Origin of the sequence: Pseudomonas sp. BF-B-15 (genome assembly GCF_019946675.1) — a bacterium.
Lineage (GTDB): Bacteria > Pseudomonadota > Gammaproteobacteria > Pseudomonadales > Pseudomonadaceae > Aquipseudomonas > Aquipseudomonas migulae.
Genome location: NZ_JAGYFZ010000037.1, coordinates 1 through 19,067 on the forward strand (window position 1 = coordinate 1; position 19,067 = coordinate 19,067).

Annotated in this window: 21 protein-coding genes; 10 read left to right on the plus strand and 11 right to left on the minus strand. The window is 58.8% G+C overall.

Annotated features, from left to right (window positions below; translation table 11 throughout):
• Window positions 1-127: 127 nt before the first annotated feature.
• The 5 genes from KGA97_RS14020 to colR form a co-directional block, all read right to left on the minus strand.
• Window positions 128-355 (minus strand): hypothetical protein, encoded by a 228-nt coding sequence (locus tag KGA97_RS14020; protein ID WP_032832295.1) that lies wholly within the window; start codon window positions 353-355, stop codon window positions 128-130.
• A 2-nt stretch (window positions 356-357) separates the two neighbouring features.
• On the minus strand, window positions 358-1,071 hold the full coding sequence (locus tag KGA97_RS14025) for a lipopolysaccharide kinase InaA family protein (protein ID WP_192228592.1): 714 nt from the start codon (window positions 1,069-1,071) through the stop codon (window positions 358-360).
• A 4-nt stretch (window positions 1,072-1,075) separates the two neighbouring features.
• Complete coding sequence (locus KGA97_RS14030; RefSeq protein WP_192228591.1) at window positions 1,076-1,744, minus strand: class I SAM-dependent methyltransferase; 669 nt, start codon at window positions 1,742-1,744, stop codon at window positions 1,076-1,078.
• Window positions 1,745-1,896: 152 nt separating this feature from the next.
• Window positions 1,897-3,177 (minus strand): sensor histidine kinase, encoded by a 1,281-nt coding sequence (locus KGA97_RS14035; protein WP_008036469.1) that lies wholly within the window; start codon window positions 3,175-3,177, stop codon window positions 1,897-1,899.
• Window positions 3,167-3,850: a two-component system response regulator ColR gene (gene colR, locus KGA97_RS14040; protein WP_095132512.1), complete on the minus strand. Its 684-nt coding sequence runs from the start codon at window positions 3,848-3,850 to the stop codon at window positions 3,167-3,169. Before colR ends, KGA97_RS14035 begins: the two co-directional genes overlap by 11 nt.
• A 219-nt stretch (window positions 3,851-4,069) precedes the next feature.
• Between colR and KGA97_RS14045 the strand changes: the two genes are divergently transcribed.
• Window positions 4,070-4,813 carry a phosphatase PAP2 family protein gene (locus tag KGA97_RS14045; RefSeq protein WP_223480951.1) on the plus strand — a complete coding sequence of 248 codons (744 nt, stop codon included), beginning with the start codon at window positions 4,070-4,072 and terminating at the stop codon, window positions 4,811-4,813.
• A 168-nt stretch (window positions 4,814-4,981) separates the two neighbouring features.
• Here the strand turns inward: KGA97_RS14045 and groL are convergent, their stop codons facing one another.
• The 4 genes from groL to KGA97_RS14065 all read right to left on the minus strand — a co-directional run bounded on the left by groL (window position 4,982) and on the right by KGA97_RS14065 (window position 8,490).
• Window positions 4,982-6,625, minus strand: coding sequence for a chaperonin GroEL (gene groL, locus KGA97_RS14050; protein WP_008032122.1), 1,644 nt, complete (start codon window positions 6,623-6,625; stop codon window positions 4,982-4,984).
• A gap of 49 nt (window positions 6,626-6,674) precedes the next feature.
• Window positions 6,675-6,968: a co-chaperone GroES gene (locus KGA97_RS14055; protein ID WP_008032125.1), complete on the minus strand. Its 294-nt coding sequence runs from the start codon at window positions 6,966-6,968 to the stop codon at window positions 6,675-6,677.
• A gap of 247 nt (window positions 6,969-7,215) precedes the next feature.
• Complete coding sequence (locus KGA97_RS14060) at window positions 7,216-7,692, minus strand: FxsA family protein (RefSeq protein WP_008032127.1); 477 nt, start codon at window positions 7,690-7,692, stop codon at window positions 7,216-7,218.
• A gap of 66 nt (window positions 7,693-7,758) precedes the next feature.
• Window positions 7,759-8,490, minus strand: coding sequence for a HugZ family protein (locus KGA97_RS14065; protein WP_223480952.1), 732 nt, complete (start codon window positions 8,488-8,490; stop codon window positions 7,759-7,761).
• 164 nt (window positions 8,491-8,654) lie between these two features.
• Here KGA97_RS14065 and KGA97_RS14070 point away from each other — a divergent pair, with 164 nt between their 5' ends.
• Window positions 8,655-9,413: an SDR family oxidoreductase gene (locus tag KGA97_RS14070; RefSeq protein WP_192228588.1), complete on the plus strand. Its 759-nt coding sequence runs from the start codon at window positions 8,655-8,657 to the stop codon at window positions 9,411-9,413.
• Between the two features lie 120 nt (window positions 9,414-9,533).
• Here KGA97_RS14070 and apbC read toward each other — a convergent pair whose 3' ends face one another.
• Complete coding sequence (gene apbC, locus KGA97_RS14075; RefSeq protein ID WP_008036460.1) at window positions 9,534-10,628, minus strand: iron-sulfur cluster carrier protein ApbC; 1,095 nt, start codon at window positions 10,626-10,628, stop codon at window positions 9,534-9,536.
• 267 nt (window positions 10,629-10,895) lie between these two features.
• Here apbC and metG point away from each other — a divergent pair, with 267 nt between their 5' ends.
• The 8 genes from metG to KGA97_RS14115 all read left to right on the plus strand — a co-directional run bounded on the left by metG (window position 10,896) and on the right by KGA97_RS14115 (window position 17,900).
• The gene (metG, locus tag KGA97_RS14080) at window positions 10,896-12,947 is read left to right on the plus strand and encodes a methionine--tRNA ligase (RefSeq protein WP_207285853.1); all 2,052 of its coding nucleotides are present in this window, start codon (window positions 10,896-10,898) and stop codon (window positions 12,945-12,947) included.
• Window positions 12,948-13,076: 129 nt separating this feature from the next.
• The gene (locus KGA97_RS14085) at window positions 13,077-13,646 is read left to right on the plus strand and encodes an electron transport complex protein RnfA (protein ID WP_223480953.1); all 570 of its coding nucleotides are present in this window, start codon (window positions 13,077-13,079) and stop codon (window positions 13,644-13,646) included.
• Window positions 13,643-14,863 carry an electron transport complex subunit RsxB gene (gene rsxB / locus KGA97_RS14090; protein WP_223480954.1) on the plus strand — a complete coding sequence of 407 codons (1,221 nt, stop codon included), beginning with the start codon at window positions 13,643-13,645 and terminating at the stop codon, window positions 14,861-14,863. The genes KGA97_RS14085 and rsxB overlap by 4 nt, the downstream gene beginning before the upstream one ends.
• Window positions 14,850-15,839, plus strand: a complete 990-nt coding sequence (locus tag KGA97_RS14095; protein WP_223480955.1) for an RnfABCDGE type electron transport complex subunit D — start codon at window positions 14,850-14,852, stop codon at window positions 15,837-15,839. Before rsxB ends, KGA97_RS14095 begins: the two co-directional genes overlap by 14 nt.
• Window positions 15,836-16,447, plus strand: a complete 612-nt coding sequence (locus KGA97_RS14100) for an RnfABCDGE type electron transport complex subunit G (protein ID WP_223480956.1) — start codon at window positions 15,836-15,838, stop codon at window positions 16,445-16,447. The genes KGA97_RS14095 and KGA97_RS14100 overlap by 4 nt, the downstream gene beginning before the upstream one ends.
• Entirely contained in the window at window positions 16,440-16,949 is a 510-nt protein-coding gene (locus KGA97_RS14105) for an Rnf-Nqr domain containing protein (protein WP_008036447.1), read from the plus strand. Before KGA97_RS14100 ends, KGA97_RS14105 begins: the two co-directional genes overlap by 8 nt.
• Window positions 16,950-16,974: 25 nt before the next feature.
• Window positions 16,975-17,613, plus strand: a complete 639-nt coding sequence (nth, locus tag KGA97_RS14110; protein WP_008032146.1) for an endonuclease III — start codon at window positions 16,975-16,977, stop codon at window positions 17,611-17,613.
• 107 nt (window positions 17,614-17,720) lie between these two features.
• Window positions 17,721-17,900 carry a PA3496 family putative envelope integrity protein gene (locus tag KGA97_RS14115; protein ID WP_007898493.1) on the plus strand — a complete coding sequence of 60 codons (180 nt, stop codon included), beginning with the start codon at window positions 17,721-17,723 and terminating at the stop codon, window positions 17,898-17,900.
• A gap of 90 nt (window positions 17,901-17,990) precedes the next feature.
• Here the strand turns inward: KGA97_RS14115 and KGA97_RS14120 are convergent, their stop codons facing one another.
• Entirely contained in the window at window positions 17,991-18,617 is a 627-nt protein-coding gene (locus KGA97_RS14120) for a response regulator transcription factor (RefSeq protein WP_008032148.1), read from the minus strand.
• Between the last annotated feature and the right edge of the window lie 450 nt (window positions 18,618-19,067).

The window sequence follows — 19,067 nt, forward strand, 5'->3', positions numbered from 1 at the left end:
GAGCGAGGCTTGCCCGCGAAAGCGGTGTGTCAGGCACGACGCCTTCGCGGGCAAGCCTCGCTCCTACAATAACGGGCATAAAAAAGGCCTCGCATTTGCGAGGCCTTTTATTTGGGCTTCAATCTGGTCAACTCTGCGGCCTCAGTCCTTGAGAAAGTCCGAACATGAACAGTAATAAATCATGATCGGGTTGGGTTGCAACGGTCGCCTTCGCAACCCGTGGCATCGGACAACGCACGTCCCCGCTCACTGAACTGAGGACCTGCGTGCGGGGCTGCTCCCAAGCCGCCACCGCCAGTGAAGCAACTGCCAAGGCTCCTATCAGGAACAAACCTCTAGCAATTTCGAGTTTCATTGCTATAAACCTTTGATAGCGCTGCCAAACGCCGTCTCATAAAGGTAGACGAGATTTTTCCAGTCCGTGTCGCTGAACGACGAGTGGCGGCGCAGTTGCCGCATGTCATGGGTAGCGGCGCGACGGGCGGTCAAACGCTTCCGGCTCTTCTCCAGATCGAGCATGGCAATCTCGACGTTGGCGGCCTCGCCCTCACCAGTGACGCGTACGAATACGTGCTTCATATAGAGGCAGCCGTGCTGCCAGCGGCCCTTGTGCATGCGAGCCAGATTCTCGGCCAGATCTTTCAGGACCCGATCATGCACCGCCTCGCCATGACGTTCGCGACCACCACCTGCATACCAGTGTTCGATTTCTTCGAAACCGTCCAGTGCCTTGGTCACCAGCAATGCGCGCCACTTGTGAACCGGGTCATGCTGCGCACCGCAGAAAACGATTTCCGGAACGCGCACGTCGATCAGGCGCATGCCCATGAGCGCATCTCGCTCACGCAACACCGTCGGCCGACCGAAAGGATGCAGCCAACTCCGATAGATATGTCCGGTCTGACGTTTGACGTAAAGCAGTTGTCCCTTGCTGCTCTTGATACGCTGCACGCCACTTTCGCCGCCGCGACGGACGTTGGGTTCTTCAACCCACTCACCGCGCTGATTCCAGAAATAGTCAAAGCGGTCTTGGGAAGCGACGTCCGTTTCTGCTGCACACTGCACTGCCATTGAGTTACCTCTTGCGTAATACATAAACCCGCCACATGGCATAGAGCGGTAAAAAGTCCAGTTGTTCCTGGACTCGAAAACCCGCCTGCTCGAACTCCTTTTCGACCGTAGCCGCCGGTAACACAAATCGGTTTTGGTAACCGAGATGCCCACGTGTTTTTTCAAGCCGCCTGCGTTTCCAGGCTTTGAAATTGCCGTCCACCCACAACGAAATAATCACGCTGTCACGCGTGACGCGTTCGAACTCACGCAAAATGGCCAGTCGATGCTCGGCTTCACCGATGTGGTGCAGCAAACGCATACAAAAAATGCTGTCGACGGCGTTATCAGGCAAGGCAATGTCGAACGCAGATGTGTGCAAGGGTTGTACCCGTTTCACCACATCGGCCGGTTGCGCCTTCAAAGCGATTTTCAGCATGGACTCGGAGTTGTCCGCACCGATAATCACCCGATTGGCTTTTTCCGCCAGTAGTGGCCAGAAGCGCCCGGCACCGCAGGGTAAATCGAGAACCAGGCCAGGTTCACCGGCCAATGTCAAAGCCTTGCGCGCCAGTTGCTCGTCACGCCAATGGGACAGTCGGCGACCGAGTCCGTCCTGATGTTTGCGCAGGTATTTCTGAGCGTGTTGATCGTCGTATTTTTCGGAAAAATCAAGTTTGATCGGGCCAGCCATCACGAAGGGCTCCTGCGTTTCTGATGACCACTACCCTAAGGAATGGTGTGTCAGCGCCAGGTCATGCCTTCGTGAAAAAATCGTGGTGTAAAACCCCGACTTATTTCGAGGTTTTACAGGTTGATGGCAGTGGCCGAGGGCCACCAACGAAATCAACTATCGCGCTGACTCAACGTCACCTGAAAACGACAGCCATTGGGCTCCATGTTCGTCAGGCTGACATTCCACCCCTGGTTCTCGCAGATCCGCTGCACCAGCGACAGGCCCAGCCCCAGTCCTTCACCGCGCTTCTCGTTGCCACGCACGAACGGCTCGAACATCGCCTCGCGTTTTTCCTCGGGAATGCCCACACCACTGTCCTCGACCGTGAAACCGGCGGTCGTCAGCGTCAAGCGGATGAAGCCCCGTTCGGTGTAATGCAGCGCGTTACGCAGCAGGTTCCCCATGACTGCGTGCAACAGGGTTGCGTTGTAGCAGGTGCTGGCCGGATTGCCCGGTTCAAATATCAGCGACAGCCCTTTTGCCTCGATCGGTTCTCGCCATAAATTGAGCAGCCCGCCGGCGACCTGGCTCAAGGACTGCTGCGGCGCCATGCTGGCGTCTTCATGTTGGGCGCGGGCCAGCATCAGGAAGGTTTGCACCAGCTCACGCATCTCTTCGCAGGCGCGGGCGATTCGTTCAACCTGAGCCCGACCCCGCTGGTCGATGCCGGGGTTTTCCAGCAACAGCTCACAGGAACTGGCCAGCACCATCAACGGCGTGCGCAATTCGTGGCTGACGTCGCTGGTGAACAATCGCTCCCGGGTCAATGCCTGCCGCAAGCGCCCGAGGGTGGCGTCGAAGGCGACCGCCAGCTCGCCCACTTCATCAGCGGCGTAGTCCGGTGCCAACGGGGGCGCCAGCCCCAGGAGCTGATCGCGGTGACGCACCTGCCGAGCGAGGCGCACCACCGGCGCCATCACTTTGCGCGCGAGGACCCAGCCGAGGAACACCGCCAACGCCAGGCTCAAGACGAAGCCCACCAGCACCACCGCGAACAGCACCCGCTCACGCTCTTCGAAATCACTCTGGTCTTGCAGCAGCACATAATGCCGGCCGTCGACGACTTCGACCATCGCGTGATACGACAGCTGCTCCCGGAACACCTCGTGAAAACCCGGCTCCAGATGACGCAAATCCTTGGGCAAGTCGAAATCGCCCGGCCCGCCGCTGAAGTAGAACAGCTGGTCTGGTTCGGGGCGATGGCTCCAGTCCGAGACACTGTCCATCAACAACAGACGTTGCAGATCGCCACCCAGACCTGCAGAAATCAGTTTTTCTTCCACCAGGTGCACGGTTGCCACAATGCCCATGGCGAAGGCGCCTGCCACCAATGCGCTCATCAGCGCAAAGGCGATGATGATCCGTTGAGCAAGGCTCTGTTTAAACTCCATCACGGCCCTCGGCCAAGCGATAACCCACACCGTGTACGGTTTGCAGCAACGGCTTGGCGAACGGCTTGTCGATCACCTGACGCAATTGGTGGACGTGGCTGCGCAGGCTGTCGCTGTCCGGGCAGTCATCGCCCCACAGGGCCTCTTCGAGAATTTCCCGGCGCAAGACGTGCGGGCTTTTCTGCATCAGCACGGCCAACAGTTTCAGGCCGACCGGGTTGAGTTTCAGCAAGCGCCCTTCGCGGGTGACTTCCAGGGTATCGAGGTCGTAGATGAGATCGCCGACCTGCAGGGTACGACGACCGCCGCCCTGCGCCCGGCGCATCACCGCTTCGATCCGCGCAGCCAGTTCAGACAGGGCGAAAGGTTTGATCAGGTAATCATCCGCCCCGGACTTGAAGCCTTGCAGCCGGTCGTCCAGTTGATCGCGAGCGGTCAGCATGATCACCGGGGTGTCACGGCGAGCGTCTTCGCGCAGGCGTTTGCACAACGTATAGCCGTCGATGCCGGGCAACATGATGTCGAGCACGATCAAGTCGTAGTGCTCGGTGGCTGCCAGGTGCAGGCCAGACAAACCGTCCTGCGCGCAATCCACGGTGTAGCCTTTGAGCCCCAGGTAATCGGCCAGATTGGCCAGGATATCGCGGTTGTCTTCAACCAATAGAATTCGCATGGGCACCTCCTCCGTACACAGTAACGGCCGTCTTGGCCCGCGCAGCTTAAGGCCTGGCGTGGCGCAGAGCCAGAACTGTGTGCAGTGGCCAAACCCATTGATAAACCCGGTGTGACGTTGACGATTTTTTCACTATCGGTTCACACGGCAGCGACAGAAACAGGCCCAAACTCCGCGCGGCTGCGCTCTCAAGAACATTTAACCGACCAAGGAACTGCCATGGTTTCGACCACTGCCCGCCCCGCCTCTCGCCCTCTGAACTTCTGGGTGTGCCTGGGTGTGCCCGCCGTTGCGGCGATCATTCTGGTGCTGCTCGAACTGACGTCCGTGGACATGGACCTGGCGAGGATGTTCTACGACCCGGCTGCGAGGGATTTCATCGGACGGCACAGTTACTTCCTCGAAAACATCCTGCATGACCGCGCCAAACAGGTGGTCATCGCGTTTTCAGTGTTGGCCATCTTCGGCTTCATCGGCGCCTTTTTCATCGACCGGCTCAAACCGTTCAAACGGGAACTGGGCTGCCTGGTGCTGTCCCTTGGCCTGGCGACCTCTTTTGTCACGCCCGTCAAAGCGGTGACCGCGGTTCAATGCCCATGGAGCCTGGAGCAATTCGGCGGTCATGAAACCTACAGTGAACTGCTCAGCCCGCGCCCACCTACCGAAAAACCCGGCCGTTGCTGGCCGGGGGGTCATGCCGCCACCGGTTTCACGTTGTTTGCGCTGTTTTTTGTGCTGCGCGACCGACGTCCGCGTCTGGCGCGCAAGGCGCTGGTGTTCGCGTTCGCGCTGGGCACGGTGTTTTCCATCGGCCGGATGCTGCAGGGTGCGCATTTTTTCTCGCACAACGTGTGGACAGCGATTTTCTGCTGGCTGATTTGTCTGGGGTCGTATTACTACATCCTTTATCGACCTGCGGTGAAAGTTGAACAAGCAACCAAGGCAGAACCGATCAGCGCCTGATCTGACGCCTTCGCGGGCAAGCCTCGCTCCTACAAGGATCGCGCAGAACCTGTAGGAGCGAGGCTTGCCCGCGAAGGGGTCCTCAAAAGCAACACAACTTTCTGGCACGCAATAAAAAACCCCGCCTGCTTTCGCAGGCGGGGTTTTTTCGTACGGGGTAAGGCTGGCTTACATCATGCCGCCCATGCCGCCCATACCGCCCATGTCTGGCATGCCGCCGCCAGCTGGTGCGTCTTCCTTGATCTCGGCGATCATGGCTTCGGTGGTGATCATCAGGCTGGCAATCGACGAAGCCGCTTGCAGAGCCGAACGAGTCACTTTGGCCGGGTCCAGGATACCCATTTCGATCATGTCGCCGTATTCGCCGGTGGCAGCGTTGTAACCGTAGTTACCCGAACCCTGCTTGACCTTGTCCACAACTACGCTTGGCTCGTCGCCGGAGTTGGCAACGATCTGGCGCAGTGGAGCTTCTACAGCGCGACGCAGCAACTGGATGCCAACGTTCTGGTCATCGTTGTCGCCTTTCAGCTCGGAGATAGCCTGCAGAGCGCGAACCAGTGCCACGCCGCCGCCAGGTACCACGCCTTCTTCAACGGCTGCACGGGTAGCGTGCAGGGCGTCTTCAACGCGGGCTTTCTTCTCTTTCATTTCAACTTCGGAACCAGCGCCAACCTTGATCACTGCAACGCCGCCGGACAGCTTGGCCAGACGCTCTTGCAGTTTTTCACGGTCGTAGTCGGACGAAGTGTCGGCCACTTGCTGACGGATCTGCAGAACGCGAGCCTGGATGTCAGCCTCAACGCCGGCACCGTCGATCACGGTGGTGTTTTCTTTGGACAGGATCACGCGCTTGGCATTACCCAAGTGTTCCAGGGTAGTGCTTTCCAGGCTCAGACCGATCTCTTCGGAGATAACGGTACCGCCAGTCAGAACAGCGATGTCCTGCAGCATGGCCTTGCGACGGTCGCCGAAGCCTGGAGCCTTGACGGCTGCGACTTTGACGATGCCACGCATGTTGTTCACAACCAGAGTCGCCAGGGCTTCGCCTTCAACGTCTTCGGCCACGATCAGCAGTGGACGGCCGGCTTTGGCAACGGCTTCCAGTACTGGCAGCATTTCGCGGATGTTCGAGATCTTTTTGTCGACCAGCAGGATCAGCGGACCGTCCAGCTCGGCAGTCATGGTCTCTGGCTTGTTGACGAAGTACGGGGACAGGTAGCCACGGTCGAACTGCATGCCTTCAACAACCGACAGTTCGTTTTCCAGGCCCGAGCCTTCTTCAACGGTGATCACGCCTTCTTTACCGACTTTTTCCATGGCTTCGGCAATGATGTCGCCGATGGAGTTGTCGGAGTTGGCCGAGATGGTGCCGACCTGAGCGATTGCCTTGGTGTCAGCGCATGGCTTGGACAGGGCTTTCAGCTCTTTGACGATAGCGATCGTCGCTTTGTCGATACCGCGCTTGAGGTCCATCGGGTTCATGCCGGCAGCGACGGCTTTCAGGCCTTCGTTGACGATCGATTGAGCCAGAACGGTAGCGGTGGTGGTGCCGTCGCCTGCGTCATCGTTGGCACGGGAGGCAACGTCTTTGACCAGCTGCGCGCCCATGTTTTCGAAGCGATCTTTCAGCTCGATTTCTTTGGCAACGGACACGCCGTCCTTGGTGATGGTCGGAGCGCCGAAGCTCTTCTCGATGATCACGTTACGGCCTTTAGGGCCCAGGGTCGCTTTTACTGCGTCAGCCAGGACGTTTACACCGGCGAGCATTTTCTTGCGGGCGGAGTCGCCGAATTTAACTTCTTTAGCAGCCATGATCGATATTCCTTAAATACTTTGTAGTAGCGGGAAAATGAGCGGGGAATCAGCCTTCGATAACAGCGAGAATCTCGTTCTCAGCCATTACCAACAGGTCTTCGCCGTCGACTTTCACGGTGTTGCTGCCGGAGTACGGGCCGAACACAACCTTGTCACCCACTTTCACGGCCAGCGCACGCACTTCACCGTTGTCCAGCACGCGGCCGGTACCTACAGCGAGCACTTCGCCGCTGTTGGCTTTTTCAGCAGCCGAACCTGGCAGGACGATACCGCCAGCGGTTTTCTTTTCTTCTTCGCTGCGACGGATGACGACGCGGTCATGCAGAGGACGAAGCTTCATTGTCGATCTCTCCTAATTGTGGTTTTCATCGGCCGGTGTAGTCCCGGCGGGTTTAACAAATCCGGCGGTGCCGGGTGCGGTTCGTCAAGCGAACCGCGGAAGTCTGTCTGGCGTGATTGCCAGAAACCTTGCGGTGACCGTTACATAAGGGCGCATAAGCTTATTACAAGGGCGGGGATCGAAATTTTTTACGTTGATGCCCCGAAAATGAACACGGCACCCGAAGGTGCCGTGCAGGTGAAACGATTTACTTGGAATCGCGGTGTTCGAACTCACCTTCGATCACGTTCGGCTCTCGGCCCAACGGCTCGCGCGGGGCAGGACCGCCACGCGGCTGAAGATCATCGGCGAACGCACGCTGACGGATCGCCGCCTCTTCGGCGCGCTGGCGCATTTTATTGGCCAGCAGTCGACGCGAGATCGGCAGCAGCATGATCAGGCCCAGCACGTCGGTGACGAAGCCCGGCAGAATCAACAGACCACCGGCCAGGGCCAGCATCAGGCCTTCGAGCATGGTCTGGGCTGGCAGTTCGCCGCGGTTCAGACTTTCACGCGCACGCAGCGCAGTTGCCAGGCCGGCGATGCGCAGCACGAACACGCCGAGCATCGAGCCGAGAATGACCAGCAGCAGCGCCGGGAAAAACCCGATCGCACCGCTGACCTTGACGAATACGAACAGCTCCAACACCGGAAACAGTACAAAGAGCAATAAAAAAGGGCGCATCAAATGGTTCCTCAACGCAAGAATGCCTTGCCAGTCTTCCCTAGATGACGTCGCCCTTTCGTGAATTCAAGCGCCGGCCACTTCATTTTTCGGCCAATGTTCGGCGTGAGCCAGGAAAACCAAGGCCTCCCGAACTTGTGTCGGCGTATTACACGGGGCTTGAAACGGTAGCCAGTACAGCGCCTGACCAATGCGCAGGTGCATGCCTTCAGTGTCGATCCCGGCCAGTTGCGCCGGCTCGGTTTTCGGCAGCCCCGCCAGTTCGACGTAGTGGGCGATGGCTTTGGCGTGATCGGCGTTCATGTGCTCGACCATGCTCACCTCGGCCTTGCCGGCGAACGGATTGGCCAACGTCAGTTGATCAACCCAATGAATCGCGCCGAAGCCGCCGATGTAACGGTGACGCACGGGTTTGAGCACCCAGAAATCGAAATCGTGGGCCCTGTGGTAATTCTGCGAATCCGGGAAGTAACGGTAGTAGCGCTCGGCGGCCGCTTCAATCGCAGCCGCGTCCTCGAGTTTTTCTGCTTCGGCGAGGTACGTCAGGCGGCCGACCGCTTGCACGTCCTCGGCCCCGCGCTCACCGACGAACAGCGAACACTTCGGGTCTTTCTGCAGGTTGTGGGTGTGCTGGGCGATGCGGCTGATCAGGATCAGCGGCCGGCCCTGCTCGTCCAGACAGTAAGGAACCACGGAGCCAAACGGGAAACCGGGCATCGCCTTGGAGTGCGTCGACAGCACTCCGCGGTATTCCTTGAGAAGCAATTCTCGGGCATTCTTGGCCGCTTCAACGCTCAATTTATGACTCCTTATATAGAATCCGTCGAAAAAACGGACAGGCGACTGCAAAAAGTTCCAGTCCGCCATCGGGGCAGTTCTCATGTGCAACCAGGCCACATCAGGTGCAGATCGAGAGGCTCTCTAGAAGGAAGACCACTCCAACCTGCAACTGGGGCACGCGAATGCAACTCACTGACAAAGTAATCATTATCACTGGCGGTTGCCAGGGTTTAGGCCGTTCGATGGCCGAGTATTTAGCCGGCAAAGGCGCGAAGCTTGCGCTGGTTGACCTGAACCAGGAAAAGCTCGATGACGCCGTTGCCGCGTGCAAGGCCAAGGGCGTCGAGGCCCGCGCCTACCTGTGCAACGTGGCCAATGAAGAGCAAGTGACGCACATGGTCGCCCAGGTGGCCGAAGATTTCGGCGCGATCCATGGCTTGATCAACAACGCCGGGATCCTGCGTGACGGGCTGCTGTTGAAGGTCAAGGACGGCGAGATGACCAAGATGAGCCTGGCCCAATGGCAGGCGGTCATCGACGTCAACCTGACCGGCGTGTTCCTGTGCACCCGCGAAGTCGCGGCGAAAATGGTCGAGCTGAAGAATATCGGCGCGATCATCAACATCTCGTCGATCTCCCGCGCCGGCAACGTCGGCCAGACCAACTACTCGGCGGCCAAGGCCGGGGTTGCTGCGGCGACCGTCACTTGGGCAAAGGAATTGGCGCGTTACGGCATCCGCGTTGCGGGCATTGCACCGGGCTTTATCGAGACCGAGATGACGCTGGGCATGAAGCCTGAAGCGCTGGAGAAAATGACGTCCGGGATTCCGCTCAAGCGCATGGGCAAGCCGGAAGAGATCGCCCATTCGGCGGCGTACATTTTCGAGAACGACTACTACACCGGCCGGATCCTGGAAATGGATGGCGGGTTGCGCATCTAACCAACACCGCAAAACCAATGTGGGAGCGAGCCTGCTCGCGATAACGGTGTGCCAGTCAACGCATCCGTTGAATGTTAATCCGCTATCGCGAGCAGGCTCGCTCCCACAATTGGATCGCGTTTAATCGTCGCTGATGGTGATGTTCGGCATCGCCGGGGTCGCCGCTTCCTGCAACACGATCCGCGCGCCGACGTGGCGGGCGAGTTCCTGATACACCAGCGCGATCGGGCTGTCCGGCTCGGCAATGACCGTTGGCTTGCCGCCATCGGCCTGTTCACGAATGGCCATCGCCAGCGGCAACGACGCCAACAGTTCGACGCCGTACTGATTGGCCAGCTTCACCCCACCACCCTCGCCGAACAGATGCTCGGCATGCCCGCAGTTCGAGCAGATGTGCACCGCCATGTTTTCCACCACGCCCAGCACCGGGATGTTGACCTTGCGGAACATCTCCACGCCCTTGCGCGCGTCCAGCAACGCCAGGTCTTGCGGGGTGGTAACGATGACAGCGCCAGCCACCGGGACTTTCTGCGCCAGGGTCAGCTGGATGTCGCCGGTGCCAGGCGGCATGTCGATGACCAGGTAATCCAGATCGCCCCATGCGGTTTGTGTCACCAGTTGCAACAGTGCGCCAGAGACCATCGGCCCGCGCCAGACCATCGGCGTGTTGTCGTCGGTCAAAAACGCCATGGACATCACTTCGACGCCATGGGACTCAATCGGCACGAACCACTTCTGATCCTTGACCTTTGGTCGGGTGCCTTCGGGAATGCCGAACATGATGCCTTGGCTCGGACCGTAAATGTCCGCATCCAGAATCCCCACCTTGGCGCCTTCGCGAGCGAGGGCCAACGCGAGGTTGGCGGCGGTGGTGGACTTGCCCACGCCGCCCTTGCCGGACGCCACGGCCACGACGTTCTTGACGTTGGCCAGGCCCGGAATCTGTGCCTGAGCCTTGTGTGCAGCGATCACACTGGTGATATCAACGCGGGCGCTGGTGACGCCGTCGAGGCCTTCGATGGCCATCTGCAGCATCTGCGCCCAGCCACTTTTGAACAGGCCGGCGGCGTAACCCAACTCCAGCTGGACGCTGACGCGATCACCCTGGATGTCGATGTTGCGCACGCACCCGGCGCTGACCGGGTCCTGGTTCAGGTAAGGGTCGGTGTATTGGCGAAGGACGGCTTCCACCGCTGCGCGATTGACGGCGCTCATGGGCAACTCCGATAGCAAGACTGGAAAATCAGGCGGGTATCGTACCTGTTCTGATCGTTTGGCGGCATGCCGAAAAGATCTGTAGGAGCCGGCTTGCCGGCGATAGCTGACTTGAGGACGCCATCGCCGGCAAGCCGGGCTCCTACAGGAACGCGGCGCATCGCATGAATCCACGTCAGTCATCCAATGAAACAGGCGCACGGGGTGAAAAATATGCGCCGGCGCTTTATAGTGGCCGACCTCCGTTTCATCAAGTAGCCGAGCCCCATGTCCGAGCCACGCAAGATCCTCGTCACCAGCGCCCTGCCCTATGCCAATGGTTCGATCCATCTTGGCCACATGCTGGAATACATCCAGACCGATATGTGGGTGCGCTTCCAGAAGCACCGCGGCAACCAATGCATTTATGTCTGCGCCGACGACGCCCACGGTTCGGCGATCATGCTGCGCGCGGAAAAGGAAGGCATCACCCCGGAACAACTGATCGCCAACGTCCAGGCTGAACACAGCGCCGACTTTGCCGAGTTCCTGGTGGACTTCGACAACTTCCACTCCACTCACGCCGAAGAAAACCGTGAGCTGTCGAGCCAGATCTACCTGAAGCTGCGCGACGCCGGGCACATCGCCACGCGCTCGATCACACAGTATTTCGACCCGGAAAAGAAAATGTTCCTGGCCGACCGCTTCATCAAGGGCACCTGCCCGAAATGCGGCACCGAAGACCAGTACGGCGACAACTGCGAGAAATGCGGCGCGACCTACGCACCGACTGACTTGAAGGATCCCAAGTCGGCCATCTCTGGCGCCACCCCGGTGCTCAAGGATTCCCAGCACTTCTTCTTCAAACTGCCGGACTTCCAGGAAATGCTGCAAACCTGGACCCGCAGCGGCACGCTGCAAGACGCCGTCGCGAACAAGATCGCCGAATGGCTGGATGCCGGCCTGCAACAGTGGGACATCTCCCGCGATGCGCCGTACTTCGGTTTCGAAATCCCAGGCGAGCCGGGCAAGTACTTCTACGTCTGGCTGGACGCGCCAATCGGTTACATGGCCAGCTTCAAGAACCTGTGCAACCGCACGCCGGAGCTGGATTTCGATGCGTTCTGGGGCAAGGATTCCACTGCCGAGCTGTACCACTTCATCGGCAAGGACATCGTCAACTTCCACGCCCTCTTCTGGCCAGCGATGCTCGAAGGCGCCGGTTTCCGTAAACCGACCGGCATCAACGTGCACGGCTACCTGACCGTCAACGGTCAGAAAATGTCCAAGTCCCGCGGCACCTTCATCAAGGCCCGGACCTACCTGGATCACCTGTCGCCGGAATACCTGCGTTACTACTACGCGGCCAAACTGGGACGTGGCGTCGACGACCTCGACCTGAACCTCGAAGACTTCGTGCAGAAGGTCAACTCCGACCTCGTCGGCAAAGTCGTCAACATCGCCAGCCGCTGCGCCGGTTTCATCCACAAAGGCAACGCCGGCGTGCTGGTGGCCGGTAACGCCGCGCCAGAACTGACCGAAGCTTTCCTCGCCGCAGCGCCAAGCATCGCCGAAGCCTACGAGGCTCGCGACTTTGCCCGTGCCATGCGCGAAATCATGGGCCTGGCCGACCGCGCCAACGCCTGGATCGCCGACAAGGCGCCTTGGTCGCTGAACAAACAGGAAGGCAAGCACGACGAAGTCCAGGCGATCTGCGCGCTGGGCATCAACCTGTTCCGCCAACTGGTGATATTCCTCAAACCGGTGCTGCCACTGCTGGCCGCCGATGCCGAGGCGTTCCTCAACGTCGCACCGCTGACCTGGAACGATCACGCGACCCTGCTCAGTAACCATCAGTTGAACGAGTTCAAGCCGCTGATGACCCGCATCGACCCGGTGAAAGTGCAAGCCATGACCGACGCTTCGAAAGAAGACCTGACCGCCAGCCAGACCGACACCGGCGAAGCTGCACCTGCCGGCAACGGCGAACTGGCGAAGGATCCGCTGTCGCCAGAGATCGAATTCGATGCGTTTGCCGCCGTCGACCTGCGCGTTGCGCTGATCGTCAAGGCCGAAGCCGTGGAAGGCGCCGACAAGCTGCTGCGCCTGACCCTCGACATCGGTGACGAGCAACGCAACGTGTTCTCCGGGATCAAGAGCGCTTACCCGGATCCGTCCAAGCTCGATGGTCGCCTGACCATGATGATCGCCAACCTCAAGCCACGGAAAATGAAGTTCGGTATCTCCGAAGGCATGGTGATGGCGGCCGGTCCTGGCGGTGAAGAAATCTACCTGCTCAGCCCCGACAGCGGTGCCAAGCCAGGTCAGCGCATCAAGTAAGATCCTGCGGCAAACCGATCCCACAGTCGTGCCCGACGCGACTGTGGGATTTTCATGTCTGGCCCCCCCTCCTTCCTTGCCGGATAATGCCTAACCTTGTTAGCAAGGCTTCTTTCTTCCGGCACGATCATGACCGAGATGCTTCTTACGCTTATCAGCGCTGCCCTGATCAACAACGTCGTGTTGCACTGGCCGCTGGGCGTCGATCCGCTACTGGGCTCCGAGCGCCGTCAGGTGCATGCGCTGGGCATTGCGACGACGTGCCTGATGCTGATCGTCGGAATGCTTGGCTACGCGCTCTACCACTGGCTACTGGCGCCGCTGGAGCTGACTTCGCTGCGTTTGTTCGCGTTTCTGCCCGTGAGCGTGTTGTTGATCACACCGCTGCTGAAGCTGCTGCCGAAAGTGTTTTCGACGTTTTCGTTCGAAGGGCTCTGGCCGCTGCTGCTCGGCAATGCCGGCGTGCTCGGTCTGGCGCTGATCAACGCCCAGGAAAACCGCGGATTTTTCCACGCCACAGCCCTGAGCCTCGGCGCCGGGCTGGGGTTCTGGCTGGTGCTGAGTCTGTTCAGCGACTTGCGCCAGCGCACCCTCGATAACGATGTTCCCCTGCCCTTTCGCGGCCTGCCGATCGACCTGATCGGCGCCGGACTGATCGCAGTGGCTTTTCTCGGTTTCAGCGGACTGATCAAAACATGAGTCTGATTCAACGCATCGACGCCCTCTTGCCGCAGACCCAGTGCGGCAAATGTGGCCATCCCGGATGCAAGCCGTACGCAGAAGGCATCGCCAGCGGCGAGCCGATCAACAAGTGCCCGCCCGGCGGCAGCGAAACCATCGCAGCCTTGGCTGAGTTGCTGAAAGTGCCGGTGCTGGAGCTGGACGTCAGTCGCGGTTCGGCCCCGGCGCAAATCGCCTACATCCGCGAAGCCGAGTGCATCGGTTGCACCAAGTGCATTCAGGCCTGCCCGGTAGATGCCATCGTCGGCGCAGCGAAATTGATGCACACGGTGATCATCGACGAATGCACCGGTTGCGACCTTTGCGTGGCTCCTTGCCCGGTGGACTGCATCGAAATGCGGCCGTTGCCGCTGGCCACGGTGTTGCCGATTGTCGGTGGCCTGGCATTCAGCCCTGAAGAACAACAGGCGCGTACCGCCAAACGCAATCACGCCCGGCGGCGCTTTGAACAGCGCAACGCCCGCTTGCACCGCGAAGAAGAACAGAAACTCGCCGAGCGTCAGGCCCGGGCACATCGCGCTGCGCAACAGCAGCACAGTGAAGTGACAACGCTCGACCCGGTTCAAGCCGCGCTGGAAAGAGTTCGTGCGCAGAAAGCGGCCAATGCCGACGCGGCGTTGAAGAAAGCCAAAATCGATCTGGCGATGAGCCGCGCGCAACTGAACAAATCGCTCAAGGCGTTCGGCCATCCGCCGACCTTCGAACAGCAGTCGCAACTGATCGTCCTGCAACAGCAATTCGACGCCGCTGAACACGCCTTGGCACAGTTGGAAAACAGCGCTCCACCCGCCGCTGCGCCGGCGGTGCCAGTGAAAGACGCGGAGCTGAAGCGGGCGAAAATACAGTTGGCCATGCGCCGCGCCGAACTCAAGAAAGCGCAAACCAGTGACGCGCCGGCCGAGCAGATCGAAGCCCTGGAGCGTGCACTCGGCGAAGCTGAAAAAGCCCTGCACGCGGCAGAAGCTGCAAGCGAGCAGCCTTTACCTGACCTGGCGCGTGTCGAAAAACGCCCCATCGACAGCCAGCTTCGACAGCTGAAAACCGAATTGGCCTACGCTCGCGCGGATGTCAGCAAACTCGAACGTCGCACCGACACACCCGCTGAGTTATTGGACAAGGCGCGCGCTCGCCTGCAAGAAGCCGAGCGCCAGGTGGATGCCTATGTCGCCCCTTGAATCGGTCGACGAGCGCCTTCAGCAGGCCATGAAGCTGGTGTTGCTGGCCACCGTGCCGGGGATGCTGGTGCTGTTCTGGTTGTATGGCTGGGGCGTGTTGATCAATTTGATGCTGGCCGGCGTTACCGCGTTGGCCGTTGAAGCGGCAATGTTATGGCTGCGCAAACGCCAGATCAAACCGACCTTGAGCGATGGCAGCGCGCTGGTCAGTGCAACGCTGCTGGCCCTGGCCTTGCCGCCGTATTGCCCATGGTGGCTGACGGTCTGCGCCGCGGCATTCGCACTGATCGGAAAACAACTGTATGGCGGCGTGGGGAAAAACCCGTTCAACCCGGCGATGCTCGGTTTCGCTTTGGTGCTGGTGACCTTTCCCCAACCAATGACTCACTGGCCTTCGTCCCACGGCATGGACCTGCTCGGGGGTCTGCAGCAAGTGTTCGGTTTCAGCCTCAGCCAGACGCCGGATGCGTGGGTCCAGGCCACGGCGCTGGACAGCTTGCGAATCAACAAAAGCCTGACCATGGACGAACTCTTCGCCGGCAATCCAGCGTTCGGTCACTTCGGCGCGCGCGGCGTGGAATGGGTCAACCTGGCGTTTCTGGCGGGCGGTTTGTTTCTGCTGCAACGGCGGGTGTTCAGCTGGCATGCGCCGGTGGGCATGCTTGCCAGCCTGTTCGTCATCAGCCTGCTGTGCTGGAACGGTTCGGGCTCCGACTCCCATGGTTCCCCCCTGTTTCATCTGCTCACGGGCGCGAGCATGCTGGGCGCATTCTTTATCGTCACGGAGCCGGTGTCCGGCGCAAAAATCCCTGGCGCCCGACTGCTGTTCGGCGCGGGCGTGGGACTGCTGACTTACCTGATTCGCACTTGGGGCGGCTATCCGGACGGCGTTGCGTTTGCAGTGTTGTTGATGAATCTTTGCGTGCCGGCGCTGGAGCGGTTTGTCGCGTCCAGGCAGGAGCAGCTTTCGCCATGAGCCGAACGTCGAGCGTTGTGATTCTGCTGTTGCTGGCAAGCCTGGGGATTGGCGCAACCTGGCTTGTGCAGTACAGCAGCGCGCCACGTATCGCAGCCGAACAGCGACGGATCGACAGCCGCAACCTGCTCGACTTGCTGCCTTCCGACAGTTACGACAATCAACCGCTGGAGCAGCCGCTGCACCTCGGTAACCTGGCTTTGACCAACAGCACCTTGCTGGGCGGCTACCTCGCCACCAAGGCCGGCCAACCCGTTGCGGTCCTGCTGCGCAGCCAGACGATCGGGTATGCGGGCTCCATCGATTTGCTGATCGCCATTGACGCAAACGGCAAGTTGCTGGGGGTCAAGACCCTGAAACAATCGGAAACCCCGGGCCTGGGTGCACGTATCGCTGACTGGCCCAATACCTGGCTTCAGGCGTTCACTGGCAAATCCTTGAATGAACCCGCCGACAGCGGTTGGGCGTTGAAAAAGGATCAGGGGCAATTTGATCAAATCGCTGGCGCGACCATTACCTCCAGAGCCGTGATCAATGCGATCCACGAGGCTCTGCGCTACTTCGATGAACACTCGCGTCAGCTGATCGGGAGCGGCCTCCATGAATAAGTCCGCGAATTTACAGAACTCGCTGATGCTCGCACCGCTGATCGGCGCCACTGACTCGTTAGTGACCGCACTGGGTGTGTGGTTGATATTCATCGTGGTGATCAGTGCGTTTGGTGCGAGCATGGCTGCCTTGCGATCCCGACTGATCCCGGCGGCTCGCTTGTTCGCAGGCGTCCTGCTGGCGGCCACGCTGACCGGTTGTGCAGAACTCGCCGCGCAGGTCTGGTCACTTCAATGGCACCAGCATTCGGGGTTTTATGCAGCACTGATCGCTTTGCAGTGCGTCGTGTTGGAACATACCGGTTTTTTCCAGAGTGCATGGCGTGAGCGCCTGCGCCTGTGTGTCCTGTTCGGCGCGCTGATGGTCGGCCTGGGCCTGCTGCGCGAGTTCCTCGGCGACGCAGGCTTGCGACTGGCCACGTTGGCACCTGGCGGATTCATTCTGCTGGGCCTGCTGATCGCCGCCTGGCAAGCCTGGCCCCGCCCGACTCCCTCACATTGATCGCTTTCGAGGAAACGCACTGCCCATGAATGCCGCAAAACGTCTGGAAATTTTCCGCAGGCTGCATGAAGACAACCCGGAGCCGAAGACCGAACTGGCCTACTCCTCGCCATTCGAATTGCTGATCTCGGTGATTCTCTCGGCACAATCGACCGATGTCGGCGTCAATAAAGCCACCGCCAAGCTCTACCCGGTGGCCAATACGCCGCAGGCGATTTACGCCCTGGGCGTGGAAGGTCTGTCCGAGTACATCAAGACCATCGGCCTGTTCAACAGCAAGGCAAAAAATGTAATCGAAACCTGCCGCTTGCTGGTGGAACGCCATGGCGGGGAAGTGCCGCAGACCCGTGAAGAGCTCGAAGCGTTGCCCGGTGTCGGCCGCAAGACTGCCAACGTGGTGCTCAATACTGCGTTCCGCCAACTGACCATGGCCGTAGACACGCATATTTTCCGGGTCAGCAATCGTACTGGCATCGCTCCCGGCAAGAATGTGGTCGAGGTCGAGAAAAAACTGATGAAGTTCGTGCCGAAGGAATATCTGCTCGATTCCCATCACTGGCTGATTCTTCATGGGCGTTACGTTTGCCTGGCTCGCAAGCCTCGCTGCGGCAGTTGCCGGATAGAAGACCTGTGCGAATACAAGCACAAGACTTCGGACGATTGAGGCGCTATTAGGTTTTTTGATTTATCGATTGAAAAAATCTTTTTTACCCGCGAGGCGATTATCGATATAAGGAGCGCCAAAGGCAGTCTTAGCCTGGAGTTAACCTTATGAGCACTGGCAAAGAGCAATTGGACGTAGAAGACGACTTCACACCCGTTGAGGCCGATGACGCGGAACCGGTGGTTGAAGTGGCAAAGACCAACCTGAGCAAACGCCGCACCATCGACAATCTGCTGGAGGAGCGCCGACTGCAAAAGCAATTGGCCGATTACGATTTTGACCTATGACACCTGAAAGCCTCCCGAAACGGAGGCTTTTTACTAGGTGCGAAACCTTGAAAACGCCCACTCTTTACGCCCCTTCAAGCACTGGCGCAGTCATACCAACCCATTGCGTTGAGCCAGCTCGATCAGGTCAACCAGGGACCGCGCATTGAGTTTCAACAACAGCCGCGTCTTGTAAGTACTGACGGTTTTATTGCTGAGGAACATTCCATCGGCAATTTCCTTGTTGGTCTTGCCGCGAGCCAACTGTTGCAAGACCATCATCTCCCGCCCCGAAAGACGATCCACCATATCGGCTTCACTGGCATTCCCCAGACTGGAGCGCACGGTATGCAAGGCTTGATTGGGAAAGTAACTGTAGCCCGACAATACCGCCTTTATTGCACTGAGCAACTCAGTGAGGTCCTGTTGTTTGCAAACATATCCTGCAGCACCGGATTGCATGCAACGCATCGAAAAATGCCCGGGAGCCTGTGAAGTCAATATCAGTACTTTCATTGGCATCGCTGCCGATGCCAGACGTGCAATGACTTCCAGCCCATCCAGTTTGGGTATTCCAATATCCAGGATGACAATATCCGGCATATGTTCACGAGCTAGTTGCAATGCATCCACGCCATTATCTGTTTCTGCAATGACTTCGTAGCCATGACGCTCCATCAGCATACGTACCGCAAGACGAATGACGGGGTGATCATCCACGATCAGCACTTTATTCATGGGCAAGTCCAATTTTCGCTGTTCGAATTTTTAGAGCCCGCACAATAGCCTAGTCGTTTCACCCATGGCATGCCGCTCCCCCCGGCCACCCACACCGAGAGACATTCCCTACAAACATCGCGGAATAATCTTACAAAAAATCTTGAAACACAGCGCGCCAGAAACTTTATCTGTCTCATGATATTTCAGTATTCAACAGTTCTTTGTTTCGATTTACAACCAGCACGCCACACAACAACAGTTGACCAAGATGATCCGACACACGCCAACGATTAGTCTACCCTTGTAGGGTAATTGATATTTCCCGGCCTGCCCACCACACCAGAAACATCAAACACAAAACCTTACATCAAAAGTCAATTAACAATAAATGAATAGCAAAACTGATATATCCGAACTATAAATCCACCGCTACCATATAAACTCTACACCCTAACAACCACCAACTAA

Excerpts from the sequence above, each read along its gene's own strand:
- KGA97_RS14020 (WP_032832295.1), bottom strand. The coding sequence starts at position 355 with ATGAAACTCGAAATTGCTAGAGGTTTGTTCCTGATAGGAGCCTTGGCA.
- KGA97_RS14025 (WP_192228592.1), bottom strand. The coding sequence starts at position 1,071 with ATGGCAGTGCAGTGTGCAGCAGAAACGGACGTCGCTTCCCAAGACCGC.
- KGA97_RS14030 (WP_192228591.1), bottom strand. The coding sequence starts at position 1,744 with ATGGCTGGCCCGATCAAACTTGATTTTTCCGAAAAATACGACGATCAA.
- KGA97_RS14035 (WP_008036469.1), bottom strand. The coding sequence starts at position 3,177 with ATGGAGTTTAAACAGAGCCTTGCTCAACGGATCATCATCGCCTTTGCG.
- colR (WP_095132512.1), bottom strand. The coding sequence starts at position 3,850 with ATGCGAATTCTATTGGTTGAAGACAACCGCGATATCCTGGCCAATCTG.
- KGA97_RS14045 (WP_223480951.1), top strand. The coding sequence starts at position 4,070 with ATGGTTTCGACCACTGCCCGCCCCGCCTCTCGCCCTCTGAACTTCTGG.
- groL (WP_008032122.1), bottom strand. The coding sequence starts at position 6,625 with ATGGCTGCTAAAGAAGTTAAATTCGGCGACTCCGCCCGCAAGAAAATG.
- KGA97_RS14055 (WP_008032125.1), bottom strand. The coding sequence starts at position 6,968 with ATGAAGCTTCGTCCTCTGCATGACCGCGTCGTCATCCGTCGCAGCGAA.
- KGA97_RS14060 (WP_008032127.1), bottom strand. The coding sequence starts at position 7,692 with ATGCGCCCTTTTTTATTGCTCTTTGTACTGTTTCCGGTGTTGGAGCTG.
- KGA97_RS14070 (WP_192228588.1), top strand. The coding sequence starts at position 8,655 with ATGCAACTCACTGACAAAGTAATCATTATCACTGGCGGTTGCCAGGGT.
- apbC (WP_008036460.1), bottom strand. The coding sequence starts at position 10,628 with ATGAGCGCCGTCAATCGCGCAGCGGTGGAAGCCGTCCTTCGCCAATAC.
- metG (WP_207285853.1), top strand. The coding sequence starts at position 10,896 with ATGTCCGAGCCACGCAAGATCCTCGTCACCAGCGCCCTGCCCTATGCC.
- KGA97_RS14085 (WP_223480953.1), top strand. The coding sequence starts at position 13,077 with ATGACCGAGATGCTTCTTACGCTTATCAGCGCTGCCCTGATCAACAAC.
- rsxB (WP_223480954.1), top strand. The coding sequence starts at position 13,643 with ATGAGTCTGATTCAACGCATCGACGCCCTCTTGCCGCAGACCCAGTGC.
- KGA97_RS14095 (WP_223480955.1), top strand. The coding sequence starts at position 14,850 with ATGTCGCCCCTTGAATCGGTCGACGAGCGCCTTCAGCAGGCCATGAAG.
- KGA97_RS14100 (WP_223480956.1), top strand. The coding sequence starts at position 15,836 with ATGAGCCGAACGTCGAGCGTTGTGATTCTGCTGTTGCTGGCAAGCCTG.
- KGA97_RS14105 (WP_008036447.1), top strand. The coding sequence starts at position 16,440 with ATGAATAAGTCCGCGAATTTACAGAACTCGCTGATGCTCGCACCGCTG.
- nth (WP_008032146.1), top strand. The coding sequence starts at position 16,975 with ATGAATGCCGCAAAACGTCTGGAAATTTTCCGCAGGCTGCATGAAGAC.
- KGA97_RS14115 (WP_007898493.1), top strand. The coding sequence starts at position 17,721 with ATGAGCACTGGCAAAGAGCAATTGGACGTAGAAGACGACTTCACACCC.
- KGA97_RS14120 (WP_008032148.1), bottom strand. The coding sequence starts at position 18,617 with ATGAATAAAGTGCTGATCGTGGATGATCACCCCGTCATTCGTCTTGCG.